The sequence below is a fragment of the Algicella marina genome, from assembly GCF_009931615.1.
Lineage (GTDB): Bacteria > Pseudomonadota > Alphaproteobacteria > Rhodobacterales > Rhodobacteraceae > Algicella > Algicella marina.
In genome coordinates this window covers 3,464,957-3,490,596 of the sequence record NZ_CP046620.1, presented here as the reverse complement: position 1 = coordinate 3,490,596, position 25,640 = coordinate 3,464,957, and the positions used below count along the sequence as shown (strand labels likewise).

The 25,640-nt window shown below is 62.9% G+C and carries 24 protein-coding genes; 9 read left to right on the top strand and 15 right to left on the bottom strand.

Translation table 11 applies throughout. The features are described 5' to 3' along the window. Positions 1-8 precede the first annotated feature (8 nt). Together mutY and GO499_RS17040 are read left to right on the top strand one after the other, a co-directional pair. Positions 9-1,088: an A/G-specific adenine glycosylase gene (gene mutY, locus GO499_RS17045; protein WP_161863307.1), complete on the top strand. Its 1,080-nt coding sequence runs from the start codon at positions 9-11 to the stop codon at positions 1,086-1,088. Positions 1,089-1,173: 85 nt separating this feature from the next. After that, the gene (locus GO499_RS17040; RefSeq protein ID WP_161863306.1) at positions 1,174-2,298 is read left to right on the top strand and encodes an alkane 1-monooxygenase; all 1,125 of its coding nucleotides are present in this window, start codon (positions 1,174-1,176) and stop codon (positions 2,296-2,298) included. A 69-nt stretch (positions 2,299-2,367) separates the two neighbouring features. Here GO499_RS17040 and GO499_RS17035 read toward each other — a convergent pair whose 3' ends face one another. The 8 genes from GO499_RS17035 to GO499_RS17000 all read right to left on the bottom strand — a co-directional run bounded on the left by GO499_RS17035 (position 2,368) and on the right by GO499_RS17000 (position 11,175). Beyond that, entirely contained in the window at positions 2,368-3,552 is a 1,185-nt protein-coding gene (locus tag GO499_RS17035; RefSeq protein ID WP_161863305.1) for a pyridoxal phosphate-dependent aminotransferase, read from the bottom strand. Positions 3,553-3,663: 111 nt separating this feature from the next. After that, positions 3,664-5,223, bottom strand: a complete 1,560-nt coding sequence (pgi, locus tag GO499_RS17030) for a glucose-6-phosphate isomerase (protein ID WP_161863304.1) — start codon at positions 5,221-5,223, stop codon at positions 3,664-3,666. Between the two features lies 1 nt (position 5,224). Next, positions 5,225-5,869 (bottom strand): bifunctional 4-hydroxy-2-oxoglutarate aldolase/2-dehydro-3-deoxy-phosphogluconate aldolase, encoded by a 645-nt coding sequence (gene eda / locus GO499_RS17025; RefSeq protein ID WP_161863303.1) that lies wholly within the window; start codon positions 5,867-5,869, stop codon positions 5,225-5,227. A 31-nt stretch (positions 5,870-5,900) separates the two neighbouring features. Next, positions 5,901-6,509 (bottom strand): pyridoxamine 5'-phosphate oxidase family protein, encoded by a 609-nt coding sequence (locus GO499_RS17020; protein WP_161863302.1) that lies wholly within the window; start codon positions 6,507-6,509, stop codon positions 5,901-5,903. Further along, positions 6,509-8,311 carry a phosphogluconate dehydratase gene (gene edd, locus GO499_RS17015; RefSeq protein ID WP_161863301.1) on the bottom strand — a complete coding sequence of 601 codons (1,803 nt, stop codon included), beginning with the start codon at positions 8,309-8,311 and terminating at the stop codon, positions 6,509-6,511. The genes GO499_RS17020 and edd overlap by 1 nt, the downstream gene beginning before the upstream one ends. A 42-nt stretch (positions 8,312-8,353) precedes the next feature. After that, positions 8,354-9,805 carry a glucose-6-phosphate dehydrogenase gene (gene zwf / locus GO499_RS17010; RefSeq protein ID WP_161863300.1) on the bottom strand — a complete coding sequence of 484 codons (1,452 nt, stop codon included), beginning with the start codon at positions 9,803-9,805 and terminating at the stop codon, positions 8,354-8,356. Positions 9,806-9,978: 173 nt separating this feature from the next. Continuing rightward, a complete protein-coding gene (locus GO499_RS17005; protein ID WP_161863299.1) occupies positions 9,979-10,539 on the bottom strand; it encodes a hypothetical protein in 561 nt (186 codons plus the stop codon). A 99-nt stretch (positions 10,540-10,638) separates the two neighbouring features. Then, on the bottom strand, positions 10,639-11,175 hold the full coding sequence (locus GO499_RS17000) for a hypothetical protein (protein ID WP_161863298.1): 537 nt from the start codon (positions 11,173-11,175) through the stop codon (positions 10,639-10,641). Positions 11,176-11,775: 600 nt separating this feature from the next. On the opposite strand from GO499_RS17000, the gene GO499_RS16995 reads away from it, so the two are divergent. Continuing rightward, positions 11,776-13,254 carry a replicative DNA helicase gene (locus GO499_RS16995; protein WP_161863297.1) on the top strand — a complete coding sequence of 493 codons (1,479 nt, stop codon included), beginning with the start codon at positions 11,776-11,778 and terminating at the stop codon, positions 13,252-13,254. Here GO499_RS16995 and GO499_RS16990 read toward each other — a convergent pair. Continuing rightward, positions 13,227-13,577, bottom strand: coding sequence for a hypothetical protein (locus GO499_RS16990; RefSeq protein WP_161863296.1), 351 nt, complete (start codon positions 13,575-13,577; stop codon positions 13,227-13,229). The genes GO499_RS16995 and GO499_RS16990 overlap by 28 nt on opposite strands. 227 nt (positions 13,578-13,804) lie before the next feature. Beyond that, a complete protein-coding gene (locus GO499_RS16985; protein WP_161863295.1) occupies positions 13,805-14,899 on the bottom strand; it encodes an anhydro-N-acetylmuramic acid kinase in 1,095 nt (364 codons plus the stop codon). A 64-nt stretch (positions 14,900-14,963) separates the two neighbouring features. Between GO499_RS16985 and tyrS the strand changes: the two genes are divergently transcribed. Continuing rightward, positions 14,964-16,205 (top strand): tyrosine--tRNA ligase, encoded by a 1,242-nt coding sequence (gene tyrS, locus GO499_RS16980; protein ID WP_161863294.1) that lies wholly within the window; start codon positions 14,964-14,966, stop codon positions 16,203-16,205. A 10-nt stretch (positions 16,206-16,215) separates the two neighbouring features. Here the strand turns inward: tyrS and GO499_RS16975 are convergent, their stop codons facing one another. Then, positions 16,216-17,337, bottom strand: a complete 1,122-nt coding sequence (locus GO499_RS16975; RefSeq protein ID WP_161863293.1) for a serine/threonine protein kinase — start codon at positions 17,335-17,337, stop codon at positions 16,216-16,218. Positions 17,338-17,496: 159 nt separating this feature from the next. Here GO499_RS16975 and GO499_RS16970 point away from each other — a divergent pair, with 159 nt between their 5' ends. The 3 genes from GO499_RS16970 (at position 17,497) to GO499_RS16960 (ending at position 19,157) form a co-directional block, all read left to right on the top strand. Then, positions 17,497-18,099, top strand: coding sequence for a hypothetical protein (locus GO499_RS16970; RefSeq protein ID WP_161863292.1), 603 nt, complete (start codon positions 17,497-17,499; stop codon positions 18,097-18,099). Positions 18,100-18,189: 90 nt separating this feature from the next. Continuing rightward, positions 18,190-18,714 (top strand): copper chaperone PCu(A)C, encoded by a 525-nt coding sequence (locus tag GO499_RS16965; RefSeq protein ID WP_161863291.1) that lies wholly within the window; start codon positions 18,190-18,192, stop codon positions 18,712-18,714. A 47-nt stretch (positions 18,715-18,761) separates the two neighbouring features. Continuing rightward, positions 18,762-19,157: a PIN domain-containing protein gene (locus GO499_RS16960; protein WP_161863290.1), complete on the top strand. Its 396-nt coding sequence runs from the start codon at positions 18,762-18,764 to the stop codon at positions 19,155-19,157. Between the two features lie 90 nt (positions 19,158-19,247). Here GO499_RS16960 and dnaJ read toward each other — a convergent pair whose 3' ends face one another. Together dnaJ and dnaK are read right to left on the bottom strand one after the other, a co-directional pair. Continuing rightward, the gene (dnaJ, locus tag GO499_RS16955) at positions 19,248-20,396 is read right to left on the bottom strand and encodes a molecular chaperone DnaJ (RefSeq protein ID WP_161863289.1); all 1,149 of its coding nucleotides are present in this window, start codon (positions 20,394-20,396) and stop codon (positions 19,248-19,250) included. 73 nt (positions 20,397-20,469) lie between these two features. Further along, a complete protein-coding gene (gene dnaK, locus GO499_RS16950; protein ID WP_161863288.1) occupies positions 20,470-22,389 on the bottom strand; it encodes a molecular chaperone DnaK in 1,920 nt (639 codons plus the stop codon). Between the two features lie 257 nt (positions 22,390-22,646). Between dnaK and GO499_RS16945 the strand changes: the two genes are divergently transcribed. Next, positions 22,647-23,210, top strand: a complete 564-nt coding sequence (locus GO499_RS16945; RefSeq protein WP_161863287.1) for a hypothetical protein — start codon at positions 22,647-22,649, stop codon at positions 23,208-23,210. Here GO499_RS16945 and GO499_RS16940 read toward each other — a convergent pair. Further along, positions 23,198-23,959: a hypothetical protein gene (locus GO499_RS16940; RefSeq protein WP_161863286.1), complete on the bottom strand. Its 762-nt coding sequence runs from the start codon at positions 23,957-23,959 to the stop codon at positions 23,198-23,200. The genes GO499_RS16945 and GO499_RS16940 overlap by 13 nt on opposite strands. A 133-nt stretch (positions 23,960-24,092) precedes the next feature. Between GO499_RS16940 and GO499_RS16935 the strand changes: the two genes are divergently transcribed. Further along, the gene (locus tag GO499_RS16935; protein WP_161864041.1) at positions 24,093-24,695 is read left to right on the top strand and encodes an alpha-ketoglutarate-dependent dioxygenase AlkB; all 603 of its coding nucleotides are present in this window, start codon (positions 24,093-24,095) and stop codon (positions 24,693-24,695) included. A 41-nt stretch (positions 24,696-24,736) separates the two neighbouring features. Here GO499_RS16935 and GO499_RS16930 read toward each other — a convergent pair whose 3' ends face one another. Continuing rightward, entirely contained in the window at positions 24,737-25,495 is a 759-nt protein-coding gene (locus GO499_RS16930; protein ID WP_161864040.1) for a DeoR/GlpR family DNA-binding transcription regulator, read from the bottom strand. Positions 25,496-25,640: the final 145 nt, after the last annotated feature.

Sequence of the window (25,640 nt, the reverse complement as noted above, 5' to 3'; positions counted from 1 at the left end):
GGTCAAATTTGTGTAATCAAGCTGCCGATCCTGAAATACTGCTGGCCTGGTATGACATCCACGCGAGGGACCTGCCCTGGCGGGTGCCGCCCGGCGCGGACCTGCGGGCCGACCCCTATGCCGTATGGCTGTCGGAAGTGATGCTGCAGCAGACGACGGTGGCGGCGGTACGTAAATATTTCCTAGATTTCACAGATCGTTGGCCGACAGTGTCGGATTTGGCCGCCGCCGACGACGATGCGGTGATGGCAGCGTGGGCAGGGCTGGGTTATTACGCCCGCGCCCGCAACCTGCTGAAATGTGCGCGGGTGGTTGCGCGGGATCTCGACGGCAGGTTTCCCGACACGGAAGCGGGATTGCGGGACCTGCCCGGCATCGGCCCCTACACGGCGGCGGCAATCGCGGCCATTGCCTTCGAACGGCCGGCGACAGTGCTGGATGGCAATGTCGAGCGGGTGATGGCCCGGATACACGCGGTGGAGGCACCGCTGCCCGGCGCGAAGGAGACGTTGCGGGGGCTGGCGGCGGCACTGACGCCCGCGGCGCGGCCCGGAGATTACGCGCAGGCGGTGATGGATCTAGGCGCGACGATCTGCACTCCCCGCAACCCGGCATGCGGCATCTGCCCATGGCGACAGCCGTGCCGCGCCCGCGATCTGGGCATCGCCGAAACCCTGCCCCGCAAGACGCCGAAAGCCGCCAAGCCGGTTCGGCGCGGCATCGTTTATTTCGCACAGCGCAGCGATGGCGCGGTGCTGCTGGAGCGGCGGCCGGACAAGGGGCTGCTCGGCGGTATGCTCGGCCTGCCCGGCGGGCCGTGGGCCGAGGGCGAAATCGTGGCCGCGCCACCACTGGAGGCCGACTGGCAGATCACCGCTGGCGCCGTGCGTCATACTTTCACCCATTTTCACCTGATACTCGATGTCGCAATGGCGCCGGTGGATGAGGGCATCGAAGCGCTTACGGGCCGTTTTTTCACGCCCGAGGAGGCCGGGCCGGACGATTTGCCAACGGTCATGCGCAAAGCGTACCAGTTCGCGGCCGGTCAGCACCGGCCCTCAAAAGTCCCAAAAACGGACATCGCGTAGACATCTTCACATTATGGTATTATTTACCCGCACATGAAGCCGCTTCAGGCCCTGTGCAAGTTGCAGTAACCGGGATCCGCTTGTCATGACCATGCAACCCAGCTTTCTCCGCGCACTTCCTTTCTGGATGTCGTTGCTGTTCGTGCCGATGATCGCCATATCCGGCTACTATGGCGGCATCGCCATCCTGCTGGTGCCGTTCTACACATGGATCGTGGTGACGGTGCTGGATATGGTGTCCGGGCTGGAAATCGGCAACATGGATCCGCAGACACAGGACAAAGAGCTTTTCTGGTACAAGGCGATCACGATGCTGTGGCTGCCGGTTCAGGTCGCGATCATCTTCGGTGCGCTGATCATGGCCTTCTGGTCGGATCACCTGTCCTTGCCGGAACAGCTGTTGCTGATGATTTCGGTTGGCATCGTCACCGGCAGCGTCGGCATCAACTATGCCCATGAACTTATCCACCAGAAGAACCGGCTGGAGCAGTTCCTCGGCGAATGGCTGCTGATCTCCACCTGTTACGGGCACTTCCGGTCGGAGCATATCTACGTGCATCACCGCTACATCGGCACGCCGCGCGACCCGGTGACGGCACGGTATGACGAGGATTTCTACCACTTCTTCCCGCGGGTGATGATCGGCCAGGTCACCTCCGCCTGGGAGGTAGAGGTTGCACGCCTGCGGCAGCGCGGACGGCCGTGGTATCACTATCGCAATCCGTTTTACCGCTACGTTGGCGGCAGCGCCGCCTTCGCCGCCGTCGCCTACCTGATTGGCGGCTGGTTGGCTGTCTCCTTTTTCCTGCTGCAGTCCTTCATGGCAATGCTGCAACTGGAACTGGTTAACTACGTCGAACACTATGGCCTGACGCGCCGGCATCTGGGCGAAGGCAAATACGAACATGTTCACCCGCGCCATTCCTGGAACGCGGCGCACAGGTTGACCAATTTTCTGCTGATCAACCTGCAACGCCATTCGGACCATCACTTCAAGCCGGATCGACGCTTCCCGCTGTTGCAGAATTACGACCATCAGGAAGCGCCGCAATTACCCTACGGCTACCCGTTGATGACACTTTCCGCGCTGGTGCCGCCGTTCTGGCGGCGACTCATGAACCGGCGGGTGCAGATGTGGCGGGAGAAACACTATCCCGATATCGAGGACTGGACGCCATACAACATGGCGACGAACCCGCTGCCGCGCTGAATTCGGCGGCGCGCGCCCGTCACAACTTTCAGGCCGACCTCCGCGTCCACGCGCAAAAGCCCCACTCACTCACAGGTCGGCGCAGAATCTGTTGAGCCGTGCAGCCGCTTCCTCCAACTCACTGTCCGAGGCCGCGAAGGACAGGCGGATATAGGGCGACGCCCCGAAACCCTCGCCGCCGACGACAGCGAGGTTTTCCTGCTCCAGCAGCGCATCGACGAATGCCGCCTCCGTGGCATAGCGGCCACCGAGGGCATTGCTGATGCCGATGAACAGGTAGAACGCGCCATCAGGTCTGTACAGTGTCAGCCCCGGACAATTGCCCAGAGCCTGCAACAACCGGTCGCGACGACGGTGAAACGCCTGCCGCTGCTGCTCCACACAGTCGAACGGCCCGTTCAGTGCGGCAACGGCGGCCGCCTGGGCGATGGTATTGGGGTTGGTGGTCGATTGCGATTGCAGCACCCGCATCGCCCGGATCAGCGGCGCCGGGCCAGCCCCGTAGCCCAGGCGCCAGCCGGTCATGGCATAAGCCTTGGAGACACCATTGACGGTCAGGCACTGTTCCGCCAGTTCCGGGCAAGTGGCCGCGAATGTGGCAAAGGGTTCGTCGGTATAGCGAATATGCTCGTAGATATCATCGGCGATGACGAGAATGTCGGGCCGGTCGACAAGCAACGCGCCAATGGCCCTCAGCTCTGCGCCCGACAGCACGGCGCCGGTCGGATTGCAGGGTGAATTGAGCATGATGGCCCGCGTCGCCGGTGTAATCAGCGCCGCGATTGCCTCCGCTGTCGGCTTGAAACCGGTCTCGGGCCCGCAGGGCAGGAGCACCGGAGTGCCACCGGCCAGTTTGACGATATCGGGATAACTCACCCATGCCGGTGTCGGCACGATCACTTCGTCACCGGCGGAAATCGTCGCCAGAATGGCGTTGAAGATCACCTGCTTCGCCCCCGTTGAGGCAATGATTTCGTCGTGGGTGAAGGTCAGCCCGTTTTCGCGCGCGAACTTGGCGATGATCGCATCTTTCAACTCACCGGTGCCATCGACGGCCGTATAGCGTGTCTGGCCGGAGCGCATCGCCGCGATCGCCGCTTCCTGGATGTGGGCCGGCGTGTCGAAGTCCGGTTCCCCCGTCGTCAGCGAGATCACATCGCGCCCTTCCGCGCGGGCGGCGGCGGCACGGGCCATGGCGGCGGCGGTGGCCGAAGCCTGGATACGGGACATGCGGGGCGCGAGGGGCAGGGTCATGGGCTCACCTTGGATATTTGCCCTCCGTTACCGCAATATCGCGGCAACCTGAACCCTTGTTCATCCCCTGAGTTATCTCTGCCGGAAGCCCGGCAGGACAGAATGCCGTTTTCAGTCGCGCAGCCCCTGAAGCACGGTCAGCAGCCCGGCGGTGGAGCCATCCTTGGCGCTGGCATCGCCGCCCTGCACCAGCGGCAGCATCGCGGTTGCAAGTTCCTTGCCCAGTTCCACCCCCCATTGGTCAAAAGAGTTGATGCCCCAGATCACGCCCTCGACGAAGACCCGGTGCTCATAGAGCGCGATGATCCGGCCCAGCGTAAACGGGTCCAGTTGCCGATAGATCAGGGTCGTCGAAGGGCGGTTGCCGGGGAAGACGCGATGTGGCGTATCGGCTTCGGGCCGCCCGACCATCAGTGCCTCGGATTGGGCGAAACAGTTGGACACGAGCAGGTCGTGCTGGTGGGCAAGGTCGGACTCATGTCCTTCCGCCGCCACGAGAAATTCGCAAGGCACCACCCGCGTGCCCTGATGGATGAGCTGGTAGAAGGCGTGCTGACCATTGGTGCCGGGTTCGCCCCAGACGATCGGGCCGCTATTGGCGGCCAGAGCCGAACCGTCCAGCGCAACGCGCTTGCCATTGCTCTCCATGTCCAGTTGCTGAAGGTAGGCCGGCAGGCGGAGGAGACGCTGGTCGTAGGGCAGCACGGCGCGGGTATCGTAGCCGCAGATGTTGCTGTGCCAGACGCCCACCAGCGCCAGCATCACCGGCATGTTGGCGATCAGCGGCGCCTCGCGGAAATGGGTATCCATCGCGTGGGCGCCGTCGAGAAAGGCGCGGAAATTCTCCGCGCCGATGGCGATCATGATCGGCAGGCCGATGGGACCCCAGAGCGAATAGCGCCCGCCGACCCAATCCTCGAAGCCGAAGACGCGGGACGGGTCGATGCCGAAGTCGGCGGTTTTTTCGGTGGCCGACGACAACGCAGCGAAGTGGCCGCCCGAATCCAGCCCGGCATCTGCCAGCCATTTCTGCGCCGTGCGGGCATTCGTCATCGTCTCGATGGTGGTGAAGGTCTTGGAGGCGACGATCACCAGAGTCGTCGCCGGGTCCAGCGGCTCCAGCACATCGTGGATATGGGCGCCATCGACGTTGGAGACGTAATGCACCTCCGGGCCGTCGTGATAGGGAGCGAGCGCCAGCGTCGCCATGACGGGGCCGAGGTCGGAGCCGCCGATGCCGATGTTGACGACGTCGGTGAAAGTCTTTCCGGATGGTGCGGTGATGCTGCCATCGCGCACGCCGGTGGCGAAAGACTCCATCCGCGCCAGCGTGTCCAGCACCTGTGGCATCACGTCCTGCCCGTCGACCGTTACCGGCGCGCCTGACAGGTTGCGCAGGGCCGTATGCAATACGGCGCGGCCCTCGGTCTCGTTGATCTTCTCGCCTGCGAACATCGCATCGCGTCGGGCCTCAACGCCCGCCGCCTCGGCCAGTGCCAACAGGCGGGAGCGGGCCTCGGCATCAATCGCAGTCTTGGAGTAATCGAGCAGCATGTCGTCGAGCTGGACAGAGAACTCGGCGAAGCGGCTGGGATCGCCTGCGAACAAAGCGGCGATCGGCGTGGCTTCAGTGGCCTTGCGGTGGGCGAGCAGCGGTGCGAAATCGGGCATCTCAACGCTCCAGTTTCGAGGCGTCGCGCGCCAAGGTCTCGATCTCGTCCCATTTGCCGTCACGCACCAGATCAGCGGGCGCGACCCAGGAGCCGCCGGCACAAAGCACGTTGGGCAGCGAGAGGTAATCGTTGGCGTTTTTCAACGAGACGCCGCCGGTGGGGCAGAAGTGGATCTGCGGCAGCGGCGCGCCGATGGCCTTCAGCGCCGGTGCGCCGCCCGAGGCTTCGGCGGGGAAGAACTTGAGCACGTCGTAGCCCTTTTCCAGCATCGCCATCGCCTCGGTCGCGGTCGCGGCACCAGCCAGCAGCGGCAGGCCCGCATCCTCGCAGGCGGCGACCAGCGCATCCGTGGCGCCGGGCGAGACGCCGAACTTCGCGCCGGCGGCGACGGCATTCTTGACGTCCTGCGGTGTGACCAGCGTGCCCGCGCCCACAACGCCGCCCGGCACGTCGGCCATGGCGCGGATCGCGTCGAGCGCCGCCGGGGTGCGCAACGTCACCTCCAGCGCCGGCAGGCCGCCGGCGACCAGTGCCTCGGCCAGCGGGCGGGCGCTGGCGGCGTCATCGACCACCAGCACGGGGATGATAGGCGCAAGCCCGCAGATTTCCCGGTTGCGGAGTGAGGCTTCTTTCGCGGTGATCATGGTGCGTCCCTGTCGTCTTTCGGGTGGTAGTCTACCACATTGTCCTTGCGGCCCGCGCGGGCCATTCGCTGTCATATGTCTCGCCGTCGATACCGCCGCGTGTCATGCCCTCCAGTATCGTACCGACGCTGGGCAGGTGGCCGGTGTCTTGCGGCGGCTTCCACAGCCCCGCGCGCAAGACGGCGCGAGCGCACTGGAAATAGACCTCTTTCGGTGAAACGATGATGACGGACCGCGGTTCCCTGCCCTGCTGGGCGTAGTGCTTCAGCAAGTCGGCATCGTCGCGGATTTCGGCCGTGCCGTTGACCCGGATCACGGTGCCGGAGCCGGGGATCAGGTACATCAGCGAGACGCGCGGATCGCGGACGATGTTCAACAAGCTGTCGATGCGATTGTTGCCGCGCCGGTCCGGCAGCGCCAGCGTGCCGTCATCCTGCACGAAGGTCACCTGGCCGATGTCGCCGCGCGGGCTGGCATCCAGCCCCGCCGGCCCGATGGTGGCGAGGGTACAGAACGGCGAGGCTTCGATCCACGCGCGGTATTCGGGTGTGATATGGTCCGCCACCTTGTCGGTGGAGGCCGGTCCCGGTGCCGGTTGGTAAATCGCCCGCAGCGCCGCTTCTGTCTCTATCCGTGCCATCAGAGGATCGCGCAGGCCCCCGTTTCGGCGGTGCCGGCGTTGGCCCGGAAGGCGGCGAACATCTCACGGCCGTTGCCCTGATGGTAATGGGAGAGGTCTATGGACACAGGTTCGCGCTCCAGCGCACCCTCCGTCAACACGTCTAGCGTGCCGGCCACGGCATCGACGCGCACCAGATCGCCGGTGCGGATGCGGGCGATCGGCCCGCCCGCCACCGCCTCGGGGCAGACATGGATAGCCGAGGGCACCTTGCCGGAAGCGCCCGACATGCGGCCATCCGTGACCAGCGCCACCTTCAGACCGCGATCCTGCAACACTGCGAGGATAGGCGTGAGCGAGTGCAGTTCCGGCATGCCGTTTGCCTTCGGTCCCTGAAAACGGACGACGACGACGGTATCCTCGGTCAGTTCGCCCGCCTTGTAGGCCGCCTTCACCTCTTCCTGATCGTGGAACACGCGCGCCTTGGCCTCGATCACGTGCCGCTCGGGTGCCACGGCAGAGACCTTCATCACGCCGGTGCCGAGGTTGCCCGACAGGCGTTTGGTGCCGCCGGTGGGCTGGAACGGGTCCGCCACGGGGCGGAGGATCTTGTCGTTGAGCGTTTCGCCCGCGCCGTCTTCCCAGACGATGATGCCATCTTTCAGTTTGGGTTCCTGGGCATAGCGGGCCAAACCGTCGCCCACGATCGTGCGCGTATCATCGTGCAGCAACCCGGCGTCCAGCAATTCGCCGATCATGTAGCCGAGACCGCCGGCCGCGTGGAAATGGTTCACATCCGCGAGCCCGTTTGGATAGACGCGCGCCATCAGCGGCGTGGCGTCCGACAGCCGGGCGAAGTCTTCCCAGTCGAGGATAACGCCTGCCGCCCGGGCCATCGCCAGCAGGTGGATCAGGAGGTTGGTGGATCCACCGGTGGCCATCAGGCCGACAATGCCGTTGACGAAGGCCTTTTCGTCCAGCACGTCGCAGGCGGGGGTGTATTCGTTGCCGAGCGCGGTGATGGCCAGCGCCCGTTTCGCGCCCTCCAGCGTCAGCGCATCGCGCAGGGGCGTGTTGGGGTTCACGAAGCTGGCCCCCGGCAGGTGCAGGCCCATGAACTCCATCAGCATCTGGTTGGTATTGGCTGTGCCATAGAACGTGCAGGTGCCGGGCCCGTGGTAGGAGGCCATCTCTGCTTCCATCAGTTTGTCGCGACCAACCTCACCCGAGGCGAATTGCTGGCGAACCTTGGCCTTCTCGTCGTTCGGCAGGCCGGTAGGCATCGGCCCGGCGGGCAGGAAGACAGAGGGGATATGCCCGTAGGTGGCGGCGGCGATCACGAGGCCCGGGACGATCTTGTCGCAGACGCCGAGGTAGACGGCAGCATCGAAGGTGTTGTGGGAAAGGCCAACGCCGGCGGCCAGCGCGATCACGTCGCGGGAGAAAAGCGACAGTTCCATGCCGCTCTGGCCCTGGGTGACGCCATCACACATTGCGGGCACGCCACCGGCGACCTGCGCGGTGCCGCCAGCCTTGCGGGCAGCCTCCTTGATCAGTTGCGGAAAACGCTCGAATGGCTGGTGAGCGGACAACATGTCGTTGTAGGCGGTGATGATGCCGATGTTGCCAGCCGTGCCCAGCATCGCATCCTTGTCGCCCTCCATCGCCGCATAGGCATGAGCCTGATTGCCGCAGGAAAGGTGCGCGCGCCGCGGCCCCTCATCCCTCTGGCGGGCCATCCTCGCCATATATGCGGTGCGTGCCTCCTGGCTGCGTGCCACGATGTCGGCAGTGACAGCGGCTACGGTGCTATTGAGTGGCATGCTTCTCTCCGATTTCTGAGGTCGTCCGTCGTGTAGTGATCTTCAGCTCGCGATTTCGCGCCAGCGGCGGCCGTCGCGGTGCATCAGCGCCAGCGAATCCTCCGGGCCGGAGCCGCCGGCATCGTAGGCCTGGGGTTTCTTGCCCCCCTTTTCCCATGCCGCGAGGATTGCATCCGTCCATTCCCACGCGGCCTCCACCTCGTCGCCGCGCATGAACAGGGTCTGGTTGCCGCGTATGACATCCATGATAAGCCGTTCGTAGGCGTCGGCAACTTCCGCATTCGGGCCAAGGGCATCGGCGAAGGTCATGTCCAATGGAACTTCCTTCAGGCGCATACCGCCGGGGCCCGGATCCTTGATCGTCATCCTCAGTGTTATGCCCTCGTCGGGCTGCAGGCGGATGATCAGCGCATTGCCGCGCTTCTCGTCCACTTCCGGGAAGATCGAGTGGGGCACATCCTTGAAGATGATGGCGATCTCCGACAACCGGCCGCGCAACTTCTTGCCCGTGCGCAGGTAGAAGGGCGTGCCAGCCCAACGCCAGTTGGAAATCTGGGTCTTGATGGCCACGTAGCTTTCGGTGGTGCTGTCGGGATTCTCGACGTGGTCGAGATAGCTGCCGTCCTCACCATTGGCGCGGTACTGGCCGCGCACGGTATCGGCGGCGGGCACCGGGTCCAGCGCCCTGATCACTTTCAGTTTCTCGTCCCGCACGGCATTGGGCTCGAACCGGGCTGGCGGCTCCATCGCCGTCAGGCAGAGAAGCTGCATCAGGTGGTTCTGGATCATGTCGCGCATGGCGCCCGACTTGTCATAATAGCCGCCACGTCCCTCGACACCGATGTTTTCTGCCACTGTAATCTGGACGTGATCTACATGCTGCGCGGACCACAATGGCTCGAACAGGGCGTTGGCGAACCGCAGTGCCATCAGGTTCTGGACCGTTTCCTTGCCGAGATAATGGTCGATCCGGTAGATCTGGTTCTCCTTGAAGCTGGCAGAAAGCTGAGCGTTCAGCTTCTGCGCCGATTCGAGATCATGCCCCAGCGGCTTTTCCACGACGATGCGGCTCTTGGGTGTCGCCAGCCCTGTTTTCTTCAGACGCTCTGCGATGCCGCCGAACAGCGATGGCCCGACGGAGAGGTAGAAGGCACGCACGACATCCTTGCGCAGTTTCTTGCCAAGTTCCTCCCAGCCGCCTTCGCCAAGTGCGTCGAGAGCGACATAGTCAAGCTGGCCGACGAATGTCTTCACGTCCTCGGGCTTGCGCTCCGATTCGTCGATGAACTCCTCCAGCGATTCCTCCACAAATTCCTGGAACGCCTTTCTCGTCATCTTGCCGCGGGCGGCGCCGATGATGCGGGCATCCGTCGGCATCTGACCGACAACCATGCGATGGAAGAGGGATGGCAGGATCTTGCGACGCGCGAGATCGCCCGTGCCGCCGAAGATCACGAGATCGAATGTTTCGACCGGTATGATGCGTGCAACCATTGTATATCAGCCCTTGATGCCACGTTGCGGCAGAGAAGCATGCCCCCGCGGGAGCGTAAAAATACACGCAGTGAGTCGAGGGCCACGACCGCCTGCCGTTCGGGGCGAAAGTATGCATCGCGCGGGTGCTGTCAACCTGCAGGGGCGTTTTAATGGCAGGGTGCGTCCATGGGTCAGCTATAGAACTGGAAAACCATCTCGTCCGTCTTGGTCTTGCCCTTATCCCGGCGGCGGGCATTTGCACCTTTGTTGAGCATGTCGACCATTTCCTCAAGCGTGGCATATTCGAACAGCCCGTAGTTCGGATCCATCAGAAAGAAGCGGCCGTCCTTCTGCGCCATGCCGACGGCATGACCCCAGAGCGCGACATAGGCCGCCCATGTGTCGCTGTCCGGCAGGTGCGCGATGGTCAGCTCTGCGGTGCGGACTGTCCCGGTGGAGCCGATCTGCGTATCCAGCCCCTTCATGTTCATCTGGGCGAAGAAGTCATCGGCGCGGCCTCCCATGTCTTTCAGGTAGCCGCCCTGGAACCGCAGGACGTCGTTGAAGTAGGCCACGAAACTGTCGGTGTCGATTGCCTCGGCCACTCCGTTCAGCAGGGCGAGCATCCAGCTGGAGGTGATGCCGCTGCATATTCCGTGGCCGGACAACCGCTCCGCTGCGGCGGTATCGAAGCCGTCGAGACCATTGATGTTGTTGTTGCCGTTGACGACGGCCTTGCGCATTGCGGGCATGGGTCCTGCTCCTTCGCTGTGAGATGTTGCGAAAGAACCTGACCTTCCTGCCCCTGCGCCGCCGTTCCGGATGGAACACCGACGGCAAAAAGCCGGTCGTCAGCGGTGCATGCGCACCGGAGCGGCGTTTTCAGAGCGGTTCTGCACCGGTCGCGCCTGCGATAGACCGACGTAGCCAGCAACGGCGATAGCAATATAGCCCATCAGTTCCAGCGTTTCTTCCCACACCAGATTGCTGGCCAGCGGCAGGAACCGTTTCTCGAAGATGTCGGAGGACAGAACCAGAATGAACGAAGCGATCGCCCAGTATGTCAGCGAACTGGATAGGAGGTTGCGGAACATGTGACGCGCCCGCACGTGGCTGCGCATCCAGCTGGCGAACACCCCGAGGACAATCGCCGACAACCCGATGACGCTGACCGTTTCGATCACGGAGACGATGGCAGGCGGCGCGCCGAAGACCTTGAAGAAGGTAATCTCACGCAGGATGACGCCCACGCTCAGGGCGGTAAAGAACAGTGCAATCGTGTTATCGGGCTGGCCCTTCTGCCATGGACGCGCCCAGAGTTCCGCCGTCAGCAGGCCCCAGATCACCGCGCTTGCGGCCATTGCTACCAGTTGCAGAGACTCCGCCATGCCGTTCTCCTGAAAGGCCCAGAGAGAACCCGGAACCGTCAGGGTGCATACGACACCTACCAAAAAGGTGCAGGCCACAAGGGCCAGGGCGTTTGCGTTGCGCAAGAGAATCTCCATTCACAGCCCGGCTCGAGTGCCAACTGCCTCGAAGGTCCGTTCTGAACATCTTCCGACTGTCATCAGTTCGAGACGATATAGTCGCAAAACTGTCATTTGAAAGAGGGGCGGAAAAAGTTGTCAGGGCACCAGTGCGCACCCGCTACAGTTGATCCGGACTGACCGGCCAGGCTTTCCCTGACAAACAGCGGTCGAAAAACGCTTCGCTTCAGGGTCGTCCACCCGTCGGCGGAGTTCCGCCCGTTGTGGATAAATGTGTGGAGAAATTACCGCCCTTCCGCATCGCAAAAGTCGCCTGCGTCTGCAAATCCGGCCAGAATCAAGTGAAAAACCAAGGCGTGCGCGACGCAACCCGGGTTGTGGATGACCCTACGGCAACGCTGCACTGCAGCGTAACCTTTTCCACACTGTTCAATCTTTTCACACCTTCCCGATGGCAGCGCGCCTGTGTAGATTGGAAGGGAGCATCGGAGAGCAGAAAAAATGGCGGACGGGTCCAACCTTCCGGAGGTGGAGCATCAGGCTCTTCCCCACAATATCGAGGCGGAACAGGCACTGCTGGGTGCGCTTCTGGTCAACAACGAAGTGTACGACAGGATCGCCTCGCTGGTGAAGCCGGAGCATTTCTACGACCCTGTGCACGCCCGGGTTTTCGAGGCTGCCGCCCGGCGCATTCAGAACAATTCACTCGCCTCCCCGGTGACGCTCAAGTCTTTCCTCGAGAACGATCCGGGCCTGGAGGAACTGGGGGGTGCCGCCTATCTCGTGCGGCTGGCCGGTGCAGCCACGTCGCTCTACGCGGCGCGGGACTATGCCCAGATGATCTATGATCTGGCGATCCGCCGCCAGTTGATCAGCATCGGGCAGGAAATCGCGCACAAGGCCGCGAACGTGACCCTGGAAAACGACCCGAAAGAGCAGATCGTCGAAGCGGAACAGGATCTCTACAAGCTCGGTGAAGCCGGTCAGGTGGACAGCGGGTTCCAGAGCTTCCTGAAGGCCGTGACCGACGCGGTAAACGTGGCCAATGCCGCATATCAGCGCGATGGCGGTCTGGCCGGCATCTCGACCGGACTGATCGACATGGATAAAAAACTCGGCGGCCTGCATCCGTCCGATTTGCTGATCCTCGCCGGCCGGCCTTCCATGGGGAAGACCTCTCTCGCCACCAACATCGCCTTCAACATCGCCAAGAAATACCGCAAGGGCATGCGACCCGACGGCACCGAAGGCACTGTTGATGGCGGCATCGTCGGGTTCTACAGCCTGGAGATGAGCGCAGAGCAGCTTGCTGCCCGTGTTCTTTCCGAAGCGGCGCAAGTGCCCTCGGAACAGATTCGCCGGGGCGACATGACGGAAGAAGAGTTCCGCCGGTTCGTAGAGGCGGCCAAGACTCTCGAATCCTGCCCTCTCTACATCGACGACACACCGGCGCTGCCGATCAGCCAACTCGCCGCGCGCGCCCGGCGGCTGAAGCGGACCTTTGGGCTCGATGTGCTGATGGTCGACTACCTGCAACTCGTTCGCCCCGCCTCCGCCAAGGACAGCCGCGTCAACGAGGTTTCGGAGATCACGCAGGGGCTCAAGGCCATCGCCAAGGAACTGAACGTGCCGGTGATCGCACTGTCCCAGCTTTCCCGTCAGGTCGAATCCCGCGACGACAAACGCCCGCAACTCTCGGATCTCCGCGAATCCGGCTCGATCGAGCAGGATGCGGACGTTGTGATGTTCGTGTTCCGGGAGGAGTACTACGCCGAGCGTGAAAAACCGTCAGACAGCAAGATCGACGAGATGATGGCGTGGCAGGAGCGGATGTCGAGCCTGCATGGCAAGGCGGAAGTGATCATCGGAAAACAGCGACACGGCCCCATCGGGACCGTGGAACTGGCGTTCGAGGGCAGGTTCACCCGCTTCTCGAACCTGGTGAAGGCGTATCAGCAGGGCGCCTCGGATTTCGGCTGAAACAGGCGGCCCATGCGACCGGAATTGGTCAGCATGTAGAGCAGCAGGCTGGGCATGGTGTAGTACTGGAAGATGACACCGGCGTTGCCGTTGATGACCAGGTTCTCCTGCGCCTCGAAGCTGAGGAACAGCGCCGCCTGCAGCAGCATCGGCAGGAATGCCAGCGCGATGGAGAACTGCAGGTTCATCAGTGGCAGGCGTGACAGAAAGCTGCGTTCATCCTTGTCTTCCGACAACATCCGCGCCGTGACGGAGTACAGAAACCACAGTTCGTAGCCGATTGCGAAGGGAAGGATCAGATAAAAAGCTGTAGCGTAGGTCATGGTGGTCACTCTCTCTGCGTAAGTCTTGCTACGCCCCCGTTGAATTAAGGTATCGCCCACCAGAACGGCACGCTTACGGCCCCGGTTTGATTTTTTTGCCTTATTTGAATCCGAATGCGCTCAAATTCTGGCACATGCTCCGGAATGGGCCGAAATGCCGCCTCAGCGCCGCAAAGTCCTTCAATTCGAGTTACTTATTCAGACTTCTTTGAGAGACGTCGCACGAATCAACTTTTGCGGGAATCAGGGTCCGAAATACGGCCGCCGCAAACCGGCAGCCGTGCACCCGTCGTGGATGGCAAGGATGTGGCGAGGCCGCGTTTTACCCTTGCAGCAAGGTATGCGAATGCTTGCGCCTCCAGCATGTCGCCGTCGAGGCCGACCGCTTCCACCGGATCGACCGGCGCGTTCGTCCGCTGCCCAATCATCCGCATCAACGTATGGTTGTGGCGGCCACCACCCGTTATCAGCCATCTGTCAGGCGGCAAGGGCATGTGACGGAGACTGGCGGCGATGGTCGCGGCCGTCAGCGCCGTCAGCGTCGCAGCGCCATCCGCGTCGGTATGAGACGCGACCAGTTCCTGAACATGGGCGAAGTCGTCACGGTCGAGCGATTTCGCCGGCAGGCGGGAGAAATAGGGATGGGTCAGCACCTGCGCGATCACGTCCTCGTCGGCAGTGCCTTCCGCCGCCAGTTCGCCGCCGGCATCTAATTGCGCCCCGCGACGTAATCGCAGGAAATCGTTGATCAGCGCGTTGCCCGGCCCGGTGTCGAAGGCCAGCAGCGCGCCTGCGTCCTCGGCGGCCGACGCATCGGCATTTACCCAGGTGACGTTGGCGACGCCGCCGATGTTGAGGATGGCAAGCGTACCCGTCAGCCCGGCATGGCGCGCGGCCGCAAAATGGAACACGGGCACAAGTGGCGCGCCCTCGCCTCCCGAGAGCACATCGGCAGTACGAAAGTCCCAGACAACGGGCGCGCCCAGCAGCGCCGCCAGGGCACTGCCGTCGCCGATCTGGAAGGTGTGAAAGCGCGCCGGATCATGGCTCAACGTCTGGCCGTGAAATCCGATCAGCTCCGCCTTCAACCCGGCGGCTGCCTCGGCATGGGCCGTCAGCACCACCTCCGCGACGGCTTCCAGACCGGGGCCGGGCATCGCGCCCAGCCCGTCACGCAGGGTTTGCGTCTCATCATTGGAATAGGGTCGAAACCGCGACGCGCCGAATTCGGCGATCTCCACTCCGTCTGTTCGCACCAGCGCCGCGTCGATCCCGTCCAGCGAGGTGCCGCTCATCAGCCCCAGTGACCAGATCGGCTCCATCGCTCTTTCCTTCCCTGCCCGTTCCGTTAAACAGGCACAGAACATTTTACGAGGGCGCGTTGCAATGGCCTACACACCAAGATCCGAGTTTCTGAACGTGCTGCAGTCGCGGGGTTTCCTCGCCGATTGCAGCGATATGGAGGGGCTGGACGAGCAGCTTCGCTCGGGCGTGGTGACCGGCTATATCGGCTTCGACGCGACGGCGGACAGCCTGCACATCGGCAGCCTTATCCAGATCATGATGCTGCGCTGGCTACAGAAGACGGGCCACCGACCGATCGCGCTGATGGGCGGCGGCACCACCAAGATCGGCGACCCGTCCGGCAAGGACGAGGCGCGGCAACTGCTGGACAACGAGGCCATCGGCCGCAACATCGAGGGCATCCGCAGCGTCTTCGACAAGTACCTCGATTTTGACAGCGGCGCGATGATGGCCAACAATGCCGACTGGCTGGATGAGCTCAACTACGTCGAGTTCCTGCGCGACTACGGCCGGCATTTCACCATCAACCGGATGCTGGCCTTCGACAGCGTGAAGCTGCGGCTCGAGCGCGAGCAGCCGCTGACCTTCCTGGAATTCAACTACATGCTGTTGCAGGCATACGATTTCATGGAGCTGAACAAGCGGCACGGTTGCGTGCTGCAGATGGGCGGTTCGGATCAGTGGGGCAACATCGTCAACGGCATCGACCTGACGCGCCGGATCAACCGGGCGGAGGTGTTCGGCGTGACGACCCCGCTGCTGACGCGGGCCGACGGCTCCAAGATGGGCAAGAGCGTCGGCGGGGCGATCTGGCTGAACGAAGACAAGCTGAGCGCCTACGAGTTCTGGCAGTACTGGCGCAACACGCTGGATGCGGATGTGGAGAAGTTCCTGAAGCTCTTTACCGAACTGCCGCTGGACGAATGCGCGCGGCTGGGGGCGCTGGAAGGTGCCGAGATCAACGACGCCAAGATCGTGCTCGCCAACGAGGTGACCGCGCTGGCGCATGGCCGTGCGGCGGCAGAGGCGGCGGCGGCGACGGCGCGCGAGGTGTTCGAGAAGGGCGGCGTGGGCGAGGACCTGCCGACCGTGGTGCTGACCGATGCCGATTTCGGCGACGATGGCATTTCCGCCGCGCAGTTGTTCGTGAAGGCCGGGCTTGCCGCCTCCGGCAAGGAGGCCAAGCGGCTGATCGCGGGCGGCGGCGCGCAGGCCGACGACGCGCCGGTGACGGATGCGGGCCAGATGTTCAGCCGTGAGGCGGTGGCCGGTACGGTGAAGCTGAGCGCGGGCAAGAAGCGACACGCGCTGGTGAAATCCTGAAGGTTCGGCGTCACGCCTTCGGAAAGTAGTCCTCGCAGCCGCCTTCGCGGTAGACGTCCGCGGTGCAGCAGTGCAGGCCGCCACCGAAGGCGTAGGCATCGCGCAACTCCACCGGGATAACCTCCATTCCCAGCCTGTCCATCTGTTCGGCCTGATAGACTTCCGATTTCTCCACACACACCGTCTTCGGGTCCAGCACCAGCACGTTCATGCTGAGCCATGTCGAGGAATAGCACAGCGGCGGCGGGCTGTTGTGGGCGGGTTGCGCCGCATCCACGATCTCCCAGCCGTTGCGGTGGAACATCTCCCGCTGACCCTCCGGCAGACGCCGTTGCGGGTTATTCAGAATCAGGCCCGGCCGCAGCGGCGTGAAGGTAGCGTCGATATGGATCGGGTAGGGATCGCCGGGAAAATTGACCGCGTGAACCCTATGATCGGGGAAATGCCGCCGCAGCCACTCGATGCCCTTCTGGTTGGTGGTGAAACCGTGCTGCACCACGAGATCGCGACCGAAGCGCAGCACATCCGCCGCATCGAACAGCGGTTCCTCTTCGGTGGTCACGAAATGCTTATCCGCGGCCCATTGCAGCCGCTTCTCCACCCCGATCTTCTCGCTCAGGTAATCCTTGTGATAATCCGCATCGGTCAACCGTGGCTTCGGCGCCGCTTCATGTCGGAACCGCGGATCCTCCTCGAAATAGCGCTGCATCAGCGGGCGGTAGCACAGGTATTCGAACCAGCGGCAGCGATAGCTCATCGTCGCCTCCAGCATCTCGTGCCCCACCGTCAGCAGCACGTCGCGCGGCGGCATGCAGCCGAACTGGCTGCCGGTGTGAAAGTCGGGGGTCGTCACCGGCTGGCTGAAGTCGATCGGGTCCGGCCGGTCCACCCGGATACCGCGCGCTTCCAGCAGGGCCGCGAACCCGTCCAGCAATTCGTTGCCCCGGTCGATGCTCTCCTGCGGGCGCTTGCCCCACATGCCCCGCATGTCACTGTCTTCGGGCACCTTTGCCTCCAGCGCCGGCTCATTGGGCGGGATATGGCAATCGGTCGCCCGCCCCACGATCACGTGGCGCAGGGGGTCCCACTCGTTCCAGCTGTTCACCTGCGTTCTGCCCGCCGACCATTCCATCGCACACACTCCCGGTTTCACATCTGCTCTAGGGCGCGCGTCACAGAAAATCCAGCACATCGGCACGATTGCATCACACTTCCCCGGCGCAGACGCTCCGCCGTTGCGCGGCCGGGGGAAGAGGGACTAGGGTCTGCCCAAAATGGACACAACACGACCATGCGCCGCCTCAGCCTTCTTGCCCTGCCGCTGCTCGCCCTGCCGGGCTGTGAAACCACACCCGCCGCCTCTGCCGCGGATGAAGCGGTCGAATACCTCTATTCCGACACGGTCTTCACGGAGCAGGAGCGGGTGGAGGTGCGGGCCCGCATGGCCAATCCGACCCGTCGCCTGACGCTGGAGCGCTATGCCGCCTGCCAGGCCGCCGATGCCGCGAAGTCGCGCGGCTTCATTTGGGGCAAACGCCTGCGCGGCAGTCGCCGCATCGACGGCAACACGGAGGACCTGCTGGTTCTCTACACCTTCTCTCGCTTTCAGGAATTCACGGGCGAAGGCACCTTTACCGCCGCGCTGTTCACCGCTGTCTGCGAGGCCGAGGGCATCCCCATCGGCCCGCGTGACGAGCGGCCGGAGGAGCCCCTGCCCGACCTTACGCTCGAAGGCCGGGGCGCACCGGTCGAAGGACCATCCGCGCGCGGCCCGGATGTCATCCTTGGCCCGGGGCTGGAGGAGGAGCCGGAACCGATCCCCGGCCCCGATCCCATCCCGATTCCGCCACCGGCGGACTCGCCGCCGACCGACGATCCGGAATTCGGCATCTGAACCCGGCTCACGCATTCGGGAATTGTTGGCGGCGAAATGCGGGGCTAGGCTTGGACGCATTCCGACGACCCGACGAACGGAGCTTTTGCCATGCCCGCCATCCGCCTCCGCACTGCCATCGCCGCCCTGATTCTGCTGCCGGCGGCGGCACTGGCCGAAGTGCCCCTGACCGTCACGGACGCCCATGTTCCCGCCTCTCTGCCGATGGCGCGGGCAGGCACGGGCTATATGACGATCACGAACACGGGCGACACACCGGAACGACTGATGGCCGTGGAGGCCGAGTTTGCCCGAGGCATGCTGCACGAAACCGAGGTCGAGGATGGCATCGCCCGCATGATCCATATGGAGAGGGGTCTGGAAATCGCGCCGGGGGAGACGGTGATGCTGGAACAGGGCGGTGCCCATATCATGTTCATGGGGCTCACGGCGCCCTTCCGGCCCGGCCACCCCGTTCCCGTCACCCTCATTTTCGAGAACGCGGGCCCGTTGGAAGTGGAGTTCGCCGTCCGCCCGCAAGGCAGCCACGGCGACCACAGTGAAGAGATGCACCGTGAACACCGGGAAGACGGCACCGTGGAGATGCACCACGGCGACGGGCAGCACGAGGAATAGCCGGAGCCGTATCTCGACCATCACGCATAATGTGGGGAGGCAGTGTCATGCGATTTGTGATTTCAACCGGAACGGCCATGCGGCTCACGGCGGAGCGATTGACGGTGGCGCCGCAGCACAGGCTGGTGGCACCGACACTGCTACGCTCACAACTTCTGTCGGAACTCTATCAGTCGGTTCAACGCGGGGAGTTCGATCGTACCGAAGCGGCGGCGAGGCTAGATCACATGAGAGCTCTGAAAATCCGGCTTTTGGGCGACAGGGTTTTGCAGAAACTGGCATGGGACATTGCCGCCGAACTGGGCTGGCAGGATACCCTGCGGGCCGAGTTCGTGGCTCTGACGAAATTGCAGGCGGATGCATTCGTTACGTTGGAGGCAAATCTTGCCAGCTCTCTCAAAGGCATCGTGCCGCTGGCCCGCTTCGACGATATGCTGGCCTGATCCGGTCCGTTTGCTCGCAAAGTGAAACGAAAACAAAGGCGCCCCCGCCGTTGCCAGCGAGGGCGCAAATCTCTTCCAGGCATCCGGGCCTCAACCTTTCATGCCATCCCAGAAGTTTTTCACCCGGCCAAAGAAGTCCTGTGTCTCGGGGCTGTTGTTGGCAGCCTCGGCTTCAAATTCCTTCAACAGGTCCTTCTGACGGTTCGTCAGGTTCACGGGCGTCTCGACGGCCAGTTCGATATACAGATCACCGAACGTGCCGCCGCGCAGGGCCGGCATGCCTTTGCCGCGCAGGCGTAGCTGCTTGCCCGTCTGCACGCCGGCGGGCACCTTCACCCGGCTCCGGCCGCCGTCGATCGTCGGCGCTTCCAACTCGCCGCCCATCGCCGCCGTCGTCATCGACACCGGGATGCGGCAGTAGAGGTTCGTGCCGTCGCGCTCAAAGATAGGATGATCCTCTACCTCGATGAAGATGTAGAGGTCGCCCGAGGGCCCGCCACGCTGCCCTGCCTCGCCTTCACCGGCCAGACGGATGCGCGTGCCTGTCTCCACGCCCTGCGGGATGTTGACGGAAAGTGAGCGGTCTTTCTTCACCCGTCCCGCGCCCGCACAGGACGTGCACGGATTCTTGATGATCTGGCCACGGCCCTGACACGTCGGGCAAGTCCGCTCCACCGTGAAGAAGCCCTGTTGCGCCCGCACCTTGCCCATGCCGGAGCATGTCGGGCAGGTCGAAGGCTCCGCCCCGTTTTCCGCGCCCGTCCCGTTGCACTTCTCGCAGGCGACGGAGGAGGGCACCGTCAGGTTGGCGTGTTTACCCTTGAACGCATCCTCCAACGAAACCCGGAGGTTGTAGCGCAGGTCCGAACCGCGCACGGCCCGCCGTTGGCCGCCGCCACGCGCACCGCCGCCACCGGCGAAACCGCCGAACAGGTCGTCAAAAATGTCCGAGAACGCACCGAAATCGGATGCGCCATGGAAGCCGCCGCGCCCGGCGCTGGCGCCGTTGCCACCCTCGAAGGCCGCGTGGCCGTACCGATCGTAGGCCGCCTTCTTCTCGGCGTCCTTCAGAACGTCATAGGCCTCGTTTACTTCCTTGAACCTTGCCTCCGCGTCGGGATTATCCGCGTTGCGGTCAGGGTGCAGTTCCATCGCCTTCTTGCGATAAGCCTTCTTCAGCTCCGCTTCGGAAGCGGAACGGTCGACTCCGAGAAGGTCGTAGTAGTCCGCTTTTGCCATGTTTTCAAAAGCCTCCGATAAAACGCAAAGCTGGCCCGCCCAAAAGGGAGGACCAGCCGTGCGTGCCCATCAATTAGGCTTTCTTCTGGTCATCCAGATCTTCGAAATCGGCATCCACGATATCATCGTCGACCGGCGAAGGCTCATCTTCGGAGGAGGACGCCTGGGCGCTCTCCGCCTCTTCCATCTGCGCCTTGTAGATCGCCTCGCCGAGTTTCATCGCGCTCTCGGTCACGTCCTGACAACGCGCCTTGATTGCCCCGGCGTCGTCGCCGTCGACAACCTCCTTGAGGTTCTTCAGGCTCATCTCGATAGCCTCGATCGTGGTCGGATCGCACTTGTCGCCATGCTCCTCGACGGATTTCTCCGTGCCGTGGATCAGGCTTTCCGCCTGGTTCTTGGCTTCGACAAGCTCCTTGCGCTCTTTGTCGGCCTCGGCGTTCTCCTCGGCTTCCTTGACCATGCGCTCGATATCGTCGTCGGAAAGTCCGCCGGACGCCTGGATCGTGATCTTCTGCTCCTTGTTGGTGCCCTTGTCCTTCGCGGAAACGGACACGATGCCGTTCGCGTCGATGTCGAAGGTCACCTCGATCTGGGGCAGGCCACGCGGCGCGGGCGGGATGTCTTCCAGATTGAACTGGCCGAGCATCTTGTTGTCCGCGGCCATCTCGCGCTCGCCCTGGAACACCCGGATCGTCACGGCGTTCTGGTTGTCCTCGGCGGTGGAGAAGGTCTGGCTCTTCTTCGTCGGGATCGTCGTGTTGCGGTCGATCAGCCGGGTGAACACGCCACCCAGCGTCTCGATGCCGAGGCTCAGCGGTGTCACGTCGAGCAGCACCACGTCCTTCACGTCGCCCTGAAGCACACCGGCCTGAATGGCGGCACCCATTGCGACCACCTCATCGGGGTTCACACCCTTGTGCGGCTCCTTGCCGAAGAACTTGGTCACTTCCTCGACGACCTTGGGCATACGGGTCATACCGCCCACGAGTACGACTTCGTCGATCTCGGAGGTGGAGATGCCGGCATCCTTCAGCGCCTCTTTACAGGGCTTCATGGAGCGGGTGATCAGATCGCCCACCAGGCTTTCCAGCTTGGCGCGGGTCAGCTTCAGCACCAGGTGCAGCGGCTGGCGCGTTTCCGGGTCCATCGAGATGAACGGCTGGTTGATTTCAGTCTGCGTGGAGGAGGAAAGCTCGATCTTCGCCTTCTCGGCAGCTTCCTTCAGGCGCTGCAGCGCCATCTTGTCCTTCGTCAGGTCGACGCCGTTCTCTTTCTTGAACTGGTCGGCAAGGTACTGGACGATGCGCATGTCGAAGTCTTCCCCGCCGAGGAAGGTGTCCCCGTTGGTGGATTTCACTTCGAACAGGCCGTCGGAAATTTCGAGGATCGAGACGTCGAACGTACCGCCGCCAAGGTCATAGACGGCGATCGTCTTGTCGCCTTCCTTGTCGAGGCCATAGGCCAGTGCGGCCGCCGTCGGCTCGTTGATGATGCGCAGCACCTCGAGGCCCGCGATCTTGCCCGCGTCCTTGGTTGCCTGCCGTTGTGCGTCGTTGAAATAGGCGGGAACGGTGATCACGGCCTGCGTCACGTCCTGGCCGAGATAGCTTTCAGCCGTTTCCTTCATCTTGCCGAGCGTGAAGGCGGAGATCTGGCTGGGAGAATACTTCTCACCGTTCGCCTCGACCCATGCGTCGCCATTGCCGCCGTCGATGATCTTGTAGGAAACCATTTCCTTGTCTTTCGCCACCATCGGGTCGTCGATGCGACGGCCGATCAGCCGCTTCACGGCGAAAAACGTGTTTTCCGGGTTGGTTACTGCCTGGCGTTTGGCGGACTGGCCGACCAGCCGCTCATCGTCCGTGAAAGCGACGATGGAGGGCGTCGTACGTGCGCCTTCAGAGTTCTCCACAACCTTCGCCGCGCTGCCATCCATGATGGCCACGCAAGAGTTCGTGGTACCCAGGTCAATCCCAATTACTTTCGACATTGCTTCGTCCTTCTACTTCGGCGATTGCGAGGAACGGGTCTGCCATTCAGCCCCCGACCTCATCCCAAACTTCTTCCGGCCGGTATCAGCCGGTATGCCGCGCTATATAGGGATGCGTCGGAGGGCCTGCAAGCAACGAGCAGTCAGTCAATGCACGTTTTTGCGAGGGATTTCCGGCCTGCCGGACAGCGCGGCACTTGATCTCCGCCGTCGCCGGGGCAGTCTGCGGATGTGCCGCGCCAGGCTGACACCAAACTATGGGCCGACGGATCGAACGAGATGAAGACGTACGCCGAACACCTGAAATCGACCCGCTCCTCGGTGAGACGGTGGACCCGCGGCGCAAGCCCGTTACGCGCTTCACCCTGAAGGGGAACGGTCGTGTGCCTGCACGCCTGAAATTCGGCCTCAATATCGGCCATCCGGCGGCGCGCGATCTGGCCAGCAATGTCTGTTTCAACGCCAAGGTGCCCAACCTCAAGCTGCTCGACAAACCCGGCACGTTCAAATGGGCTCCGATCCTGAACAAGGGCGGATCGGCAATGATGTTTTCCAACCTCAGCCCCGTCGTTGGTGGCTTCCGCGAGGCGAATGTCACACCCAATGTTTGGCGGGAGAGTGATTGCGTGCCTCTGGAGCGCAAGATCATCATTCCGGATAACGGCTGCTATTGGCTGAATGCTTCTGCCGATCCCGAAATCGCGGAGTGGCTGCAAGGCGGCACCGGCTGGGTGACGGCCCAAAGCGACAAGCCCTTTCTCGATGGCTACTATACCGAGGATCGCGGTTTCGGCATCGTCGGCGCCGATCACCTGTTCTGAGCGAAGTCTGCCCTGAAATATCGGGATGAATCCCGCTTCAACGCCGCCACCATTTCCTCCGTCAGCCCCTCCGGCCGCCAGTTGGTCTCGTCCGGGGAAACATCCCCGAGCGTTGCCAATACAACCAGCGCCGCAACATGAGAGCCGAGCAGGGAGGCGTGGTGGCCATCAACGGAAATCAGGCCGGCAATGCCCCGGTCCCACGCTTCGGCGAATGCCCGCCCAACAGGTGCCACCCTACCACCCGTCCGGGACGCAATGTGGCGATAGGTGCGCTCGATCTGCGCCACCTTCGCCGCGCGATCTGCGCGGGTGATCGGAGCAGGAGGCCAGTGGGCGTAGAACACCACCTCCGTACCCGCCGCCTCTGCCGCTTGCGTCAGAATTTCAACGCTCCGCTCCATCTCGGCCTTCAGGTCGGGTGAGAATACCGTGCGGCTGTAATCCTGCAGAACCACAGTGTCCCAAACCCCCGAGCGAAGTTCCGACAAGGCCTTGCCATCCTCCACATGCCACGCCAGCCGGTGGTTTGGTTCGGCGATCATGCGCGTGTGATAGCGCACCGGTTCCGGCCCGCTCGCCGCAAGTCGTTTCACCTGTTGCGGAACGTCACCGACGAACAGGAACGAATTTCCCACGAACAGAATTTTCCGATCCGCCGGCATCAGTTCATCCCGAACCATGTCCCAGCCAAGGACCAGCAGGACACCACCGACGAAGATCAGGCTAATCAGGCGTGGAAGTTTCATCTGGCAGGACTCCGGAAGATCGCCGCACCCACTAGCCTGCCGGGGTTAAGGAGACGTTCCCAGACACACTGCCGTGACGGACTCGTCATCTTTCGGGTGGTCAGGTCGCATCTCCGGCGCCATCCTTGCTGCCATGCAGTCACTCACCATCAAGGGCTTTCGTATCCTCAAGGGCTATCTGTCGCCCGAAGCGCAGATCCGCCTGCGCGACGACCTGCGAGCCGTTGTCGCGCAGGCGCCACTCCGCCATTACACCACCCCGGGCGGCCGGCGGATGTCCGTCGCCATGTCCGCTGCGGGCCGCTTCGGATGGATGACGGACCGGCAGGGTTACCGCTACTCGGAGACGCAACCGGACGGCACACCCTGGCCACCGATCCCGGACTCGATCATGGCGATCTGGCAGGCGGAGGCGGGCAGCGGCAGGGAACCGGAATGCTGTCTCATCAACCATTACGCCGAGGGTGCGCGCATGGGCCTGCACCAGGACAATGACGAGGCCAGTTTCGATCACCCGGTCCTGTCCGTCTCACTCGGCGACCCGGCCACCTTCCGGATGGGCGGCACAAGCCGGGCGGACCCAACGCAATCAGTGCTGCTCGAAAGCGGTGATGTCGTGATCATGGGAGGCGACGCCCGCCGCGCCTATCATGGCATCGACCGCATTCGTTTCGGGCGCTCAGATCTGCTGTTGCACGGAGGCCGCATCAACCTGACCCTGCGGGTGGTGACCTGAAGCCATACCAAACCCATACCAAATCCATACCGAACCCATATTCAGGCGACATGCACCTTTGTTGCATGTTCGGCACAGAGTGTTGCCACAGGGTCGGGCAACGGTCGGTCGGTGACCATGTGATCCAGATCGCCTAGAGACGCCACCCGCACGGGCGCGTTGCGCTGAAATTTGGAGTGGTCGGCAACAAGAATGTTGTGCCTCGCCGTCCGAATGATGGACTGACTGACCCGCACCTCCCGGAAGTCGAAATCCAGTAAATCGCCTTCCAGATCCAGCGCCGATGCCCCGATGATCGCGTAATCGACCTTGAACTGCCGCACCATATCTGCCGTCACATCACCGACCAGACCACCATCACTGCGACGAACAGAGCCTCCGGCAACGATCATCTCGCAGCCGGAATTTTCAATCAGGATGTTGGCAACGTTCATGTTGTTGGTGACGACGAGGAGATTCTCGTGACGCAGGAGGGCCCGCGCCACCGCCTCCGCCGTGGTGCCGATTCCAATAAAGATAGAGGCGCTGGAGGGCACAAGTGCAGCACAGACCTGCCCGATCCGCTGCTTTTCCTCCGCGTTCAGCAACCGCCGCTCGACATAGTCGATATTGCTGACGCCGGACGCCAGCATCGCCCCGCCATACACCCGTTCCAGCTTGCCGCTCTCGCACAACTCCGTCAGGTCACGACGGATGGTCTGCACCGTGACATCGAACCGGGAGGCCAGTGTCTCGACGAGAACCTTGCCTTCACGACGCGCCAATTCGAGTATTTCCGTCTGCCTGAAATTCATTTCAATTCAGCTACTTGCCTTTAGCATTCAAAAGATCAAATGCACATTTTGTCGCTGGGGAGGAATCGCTTGCAACTCGCGGGCGTATACCGGAATCTCGCTCTCCATGGATGCAGAACACAAACACGACCTCCGAAATCTCATCGCTTGT

Excerpts from the sequence above, each read along its gene's own strand:
- GO499_RS17040 (WP_161863306.1), top strand. The coding sequence starts at position 1,174 with ATGACCATGCAACCCAGCTTTCTCCGCGCACTTCCTTTCTGGATGTCG.
- GO499_RS17035 (WP_161863305.1), bottom strand. The coding sequence starts at position 3,552 with ATGACCCTGCCCCTCGCGCCCCGCATGTCCCGTATCCAGGCTTCGGCC.
- pgi (WP_161863304.1), bottom strand. The coding sequence starts at position 5,223 with ATGCCCGATTTCGCACCGCTGCTCGCCCACCGCAAGGCCACTGAAGCC.
- eda (WP_161863303.1), bottom strand. The coding sequence starts at position 5,869 with ATGATCACCGCGAAAGAAGCCTCACTCCGCAACCGGGAAATCTGCGGG.
- GO499_RS17020 (WP_161863302.1), bottom strand. The coding sequence starts at position 6,509 with ATGGCACGGATAGAGACAGAAGCGGCGCTGCGGGCGATTTACCAACCG.
- edd (WP_161863301.1), bottom strand. The coding sequence starts at position 8,311 with ATGCCACTCAATAGCACCGTAGCCGCTGTCACTGCCGACATCGTGGCA.
- zwf (WP_161863300.1), bottom strand. The coding sequence starts at position 9,805 with ATGGTTGCACGCATCATACCGGTCGAAACATTCGATCTCGTGATCTTC.
- GO499_RS17005 (WP_161863299.1), bottom strand. The coding sequence starts at position 10,539 with ATGCCCGCAATGCGCAAGGCCGTCGTCAACGGCAACAACAACATCAAT.
- GO499_RS17000 (WP_161863298.1), bottom strand. The coding sequence starts at position 11,175 with ATGGCGGAGTCTCTGCAACTGGTAGCAATGGCCGCAAGCGCGGTGATC.
- GO499_RS16995 (WP_161863297.1), top strand. The coding sequence starts at position 11,776 with ATGGCGGACGGGTCCAACCTTCCGGAGGTGGAGCATCAGGCTCTTCCC.
- GO499_RS16990 (WP_161863296.1), bottom strand. The coding sequence starts at position 13,577 with ATGACCTACGCTACAGCTTTTTATCTGATCCTTCCCTTCGCAATCGGC.
- GO499_RS16985 (WP_161863295.1), bottom strand. The coding sequence starts at position 14,899 with ATGGAGCCGATCTGGTCACTGGGGCTGATGAGCGGCACCTCGCTGGAC.
- tyrS (WP_161863294.1), top strand. The coding sequence starts at position 14,964 with ATGGCCTACACACCAAGATCCGAGTTTCTGAACGTGCTGCAGTCGCGG.
- GO499_RS16975 (WP_161863293.1), bottom strand. The coding sequence starts at position 17,337 with ATGGAATGGTCGGCGGGCAGAACGCAGGTGAACAGCTGGAACGAGTGG.
- GO499_RS16970 (WP_161863292.1), top strand. The coding sequence starts at position 17,497 with ATGCGCCGCCTCAGCCTTCTTGCCCTGCCGCTGCTCGCCCTGCCGGGC.
- GO499_RS16965 (WP_161863291.1), top strand. The coding sequence starts at position 18,190 with ATGCCCGCCATCCGCCTCCGCACTGCCATCGCCGCCCTGATTCTGCTG.
- GO499_RS16960 (WP_161863290.1), top strand. The coding sequence starts at position 18,762 with ATGCGATTTGTGATTTCAACCGGAACGGCCATGCGGCTCACGGCGGAG.
- dnaJ (WP_161863289.1), bottom strand. The coding sequence starts at position 20,396 with ATGGCAAAAGCGGACTACTACGACCTTCTCGGAGTCGACCGTTCCGCT.
- dnaK (WP_161863288.1), bottom strand. The coding sequence starts at position 22,389 with ATGTCGAAAGTAATTGGGATTGACCTGGGTACCACGAACTCTTGCGTG.
- GO499_RS16945 (WP_161863287.1), top strand. The coding sequence starts at position 22,647 with ATGGGCCGACGGATCGAACGAGATGAAGACGTACGCCGAACACCTGAA.
- GO499_RS16940 (WP_161863286.1), bottom strand. The coding sequence starts at position 23,959 with ATGAAACTTCCACGCCTGATTAGCCTGATCTTCGTCGGTGGTGTCCTG.
- GO499_RS16935 (WP_161864041.1), top strand. The coding sequence starts at position 24,093 with ATGCAGTCACTCACCATCAAGGGCTTTCGTATCCTCAAGGGCTATCTG.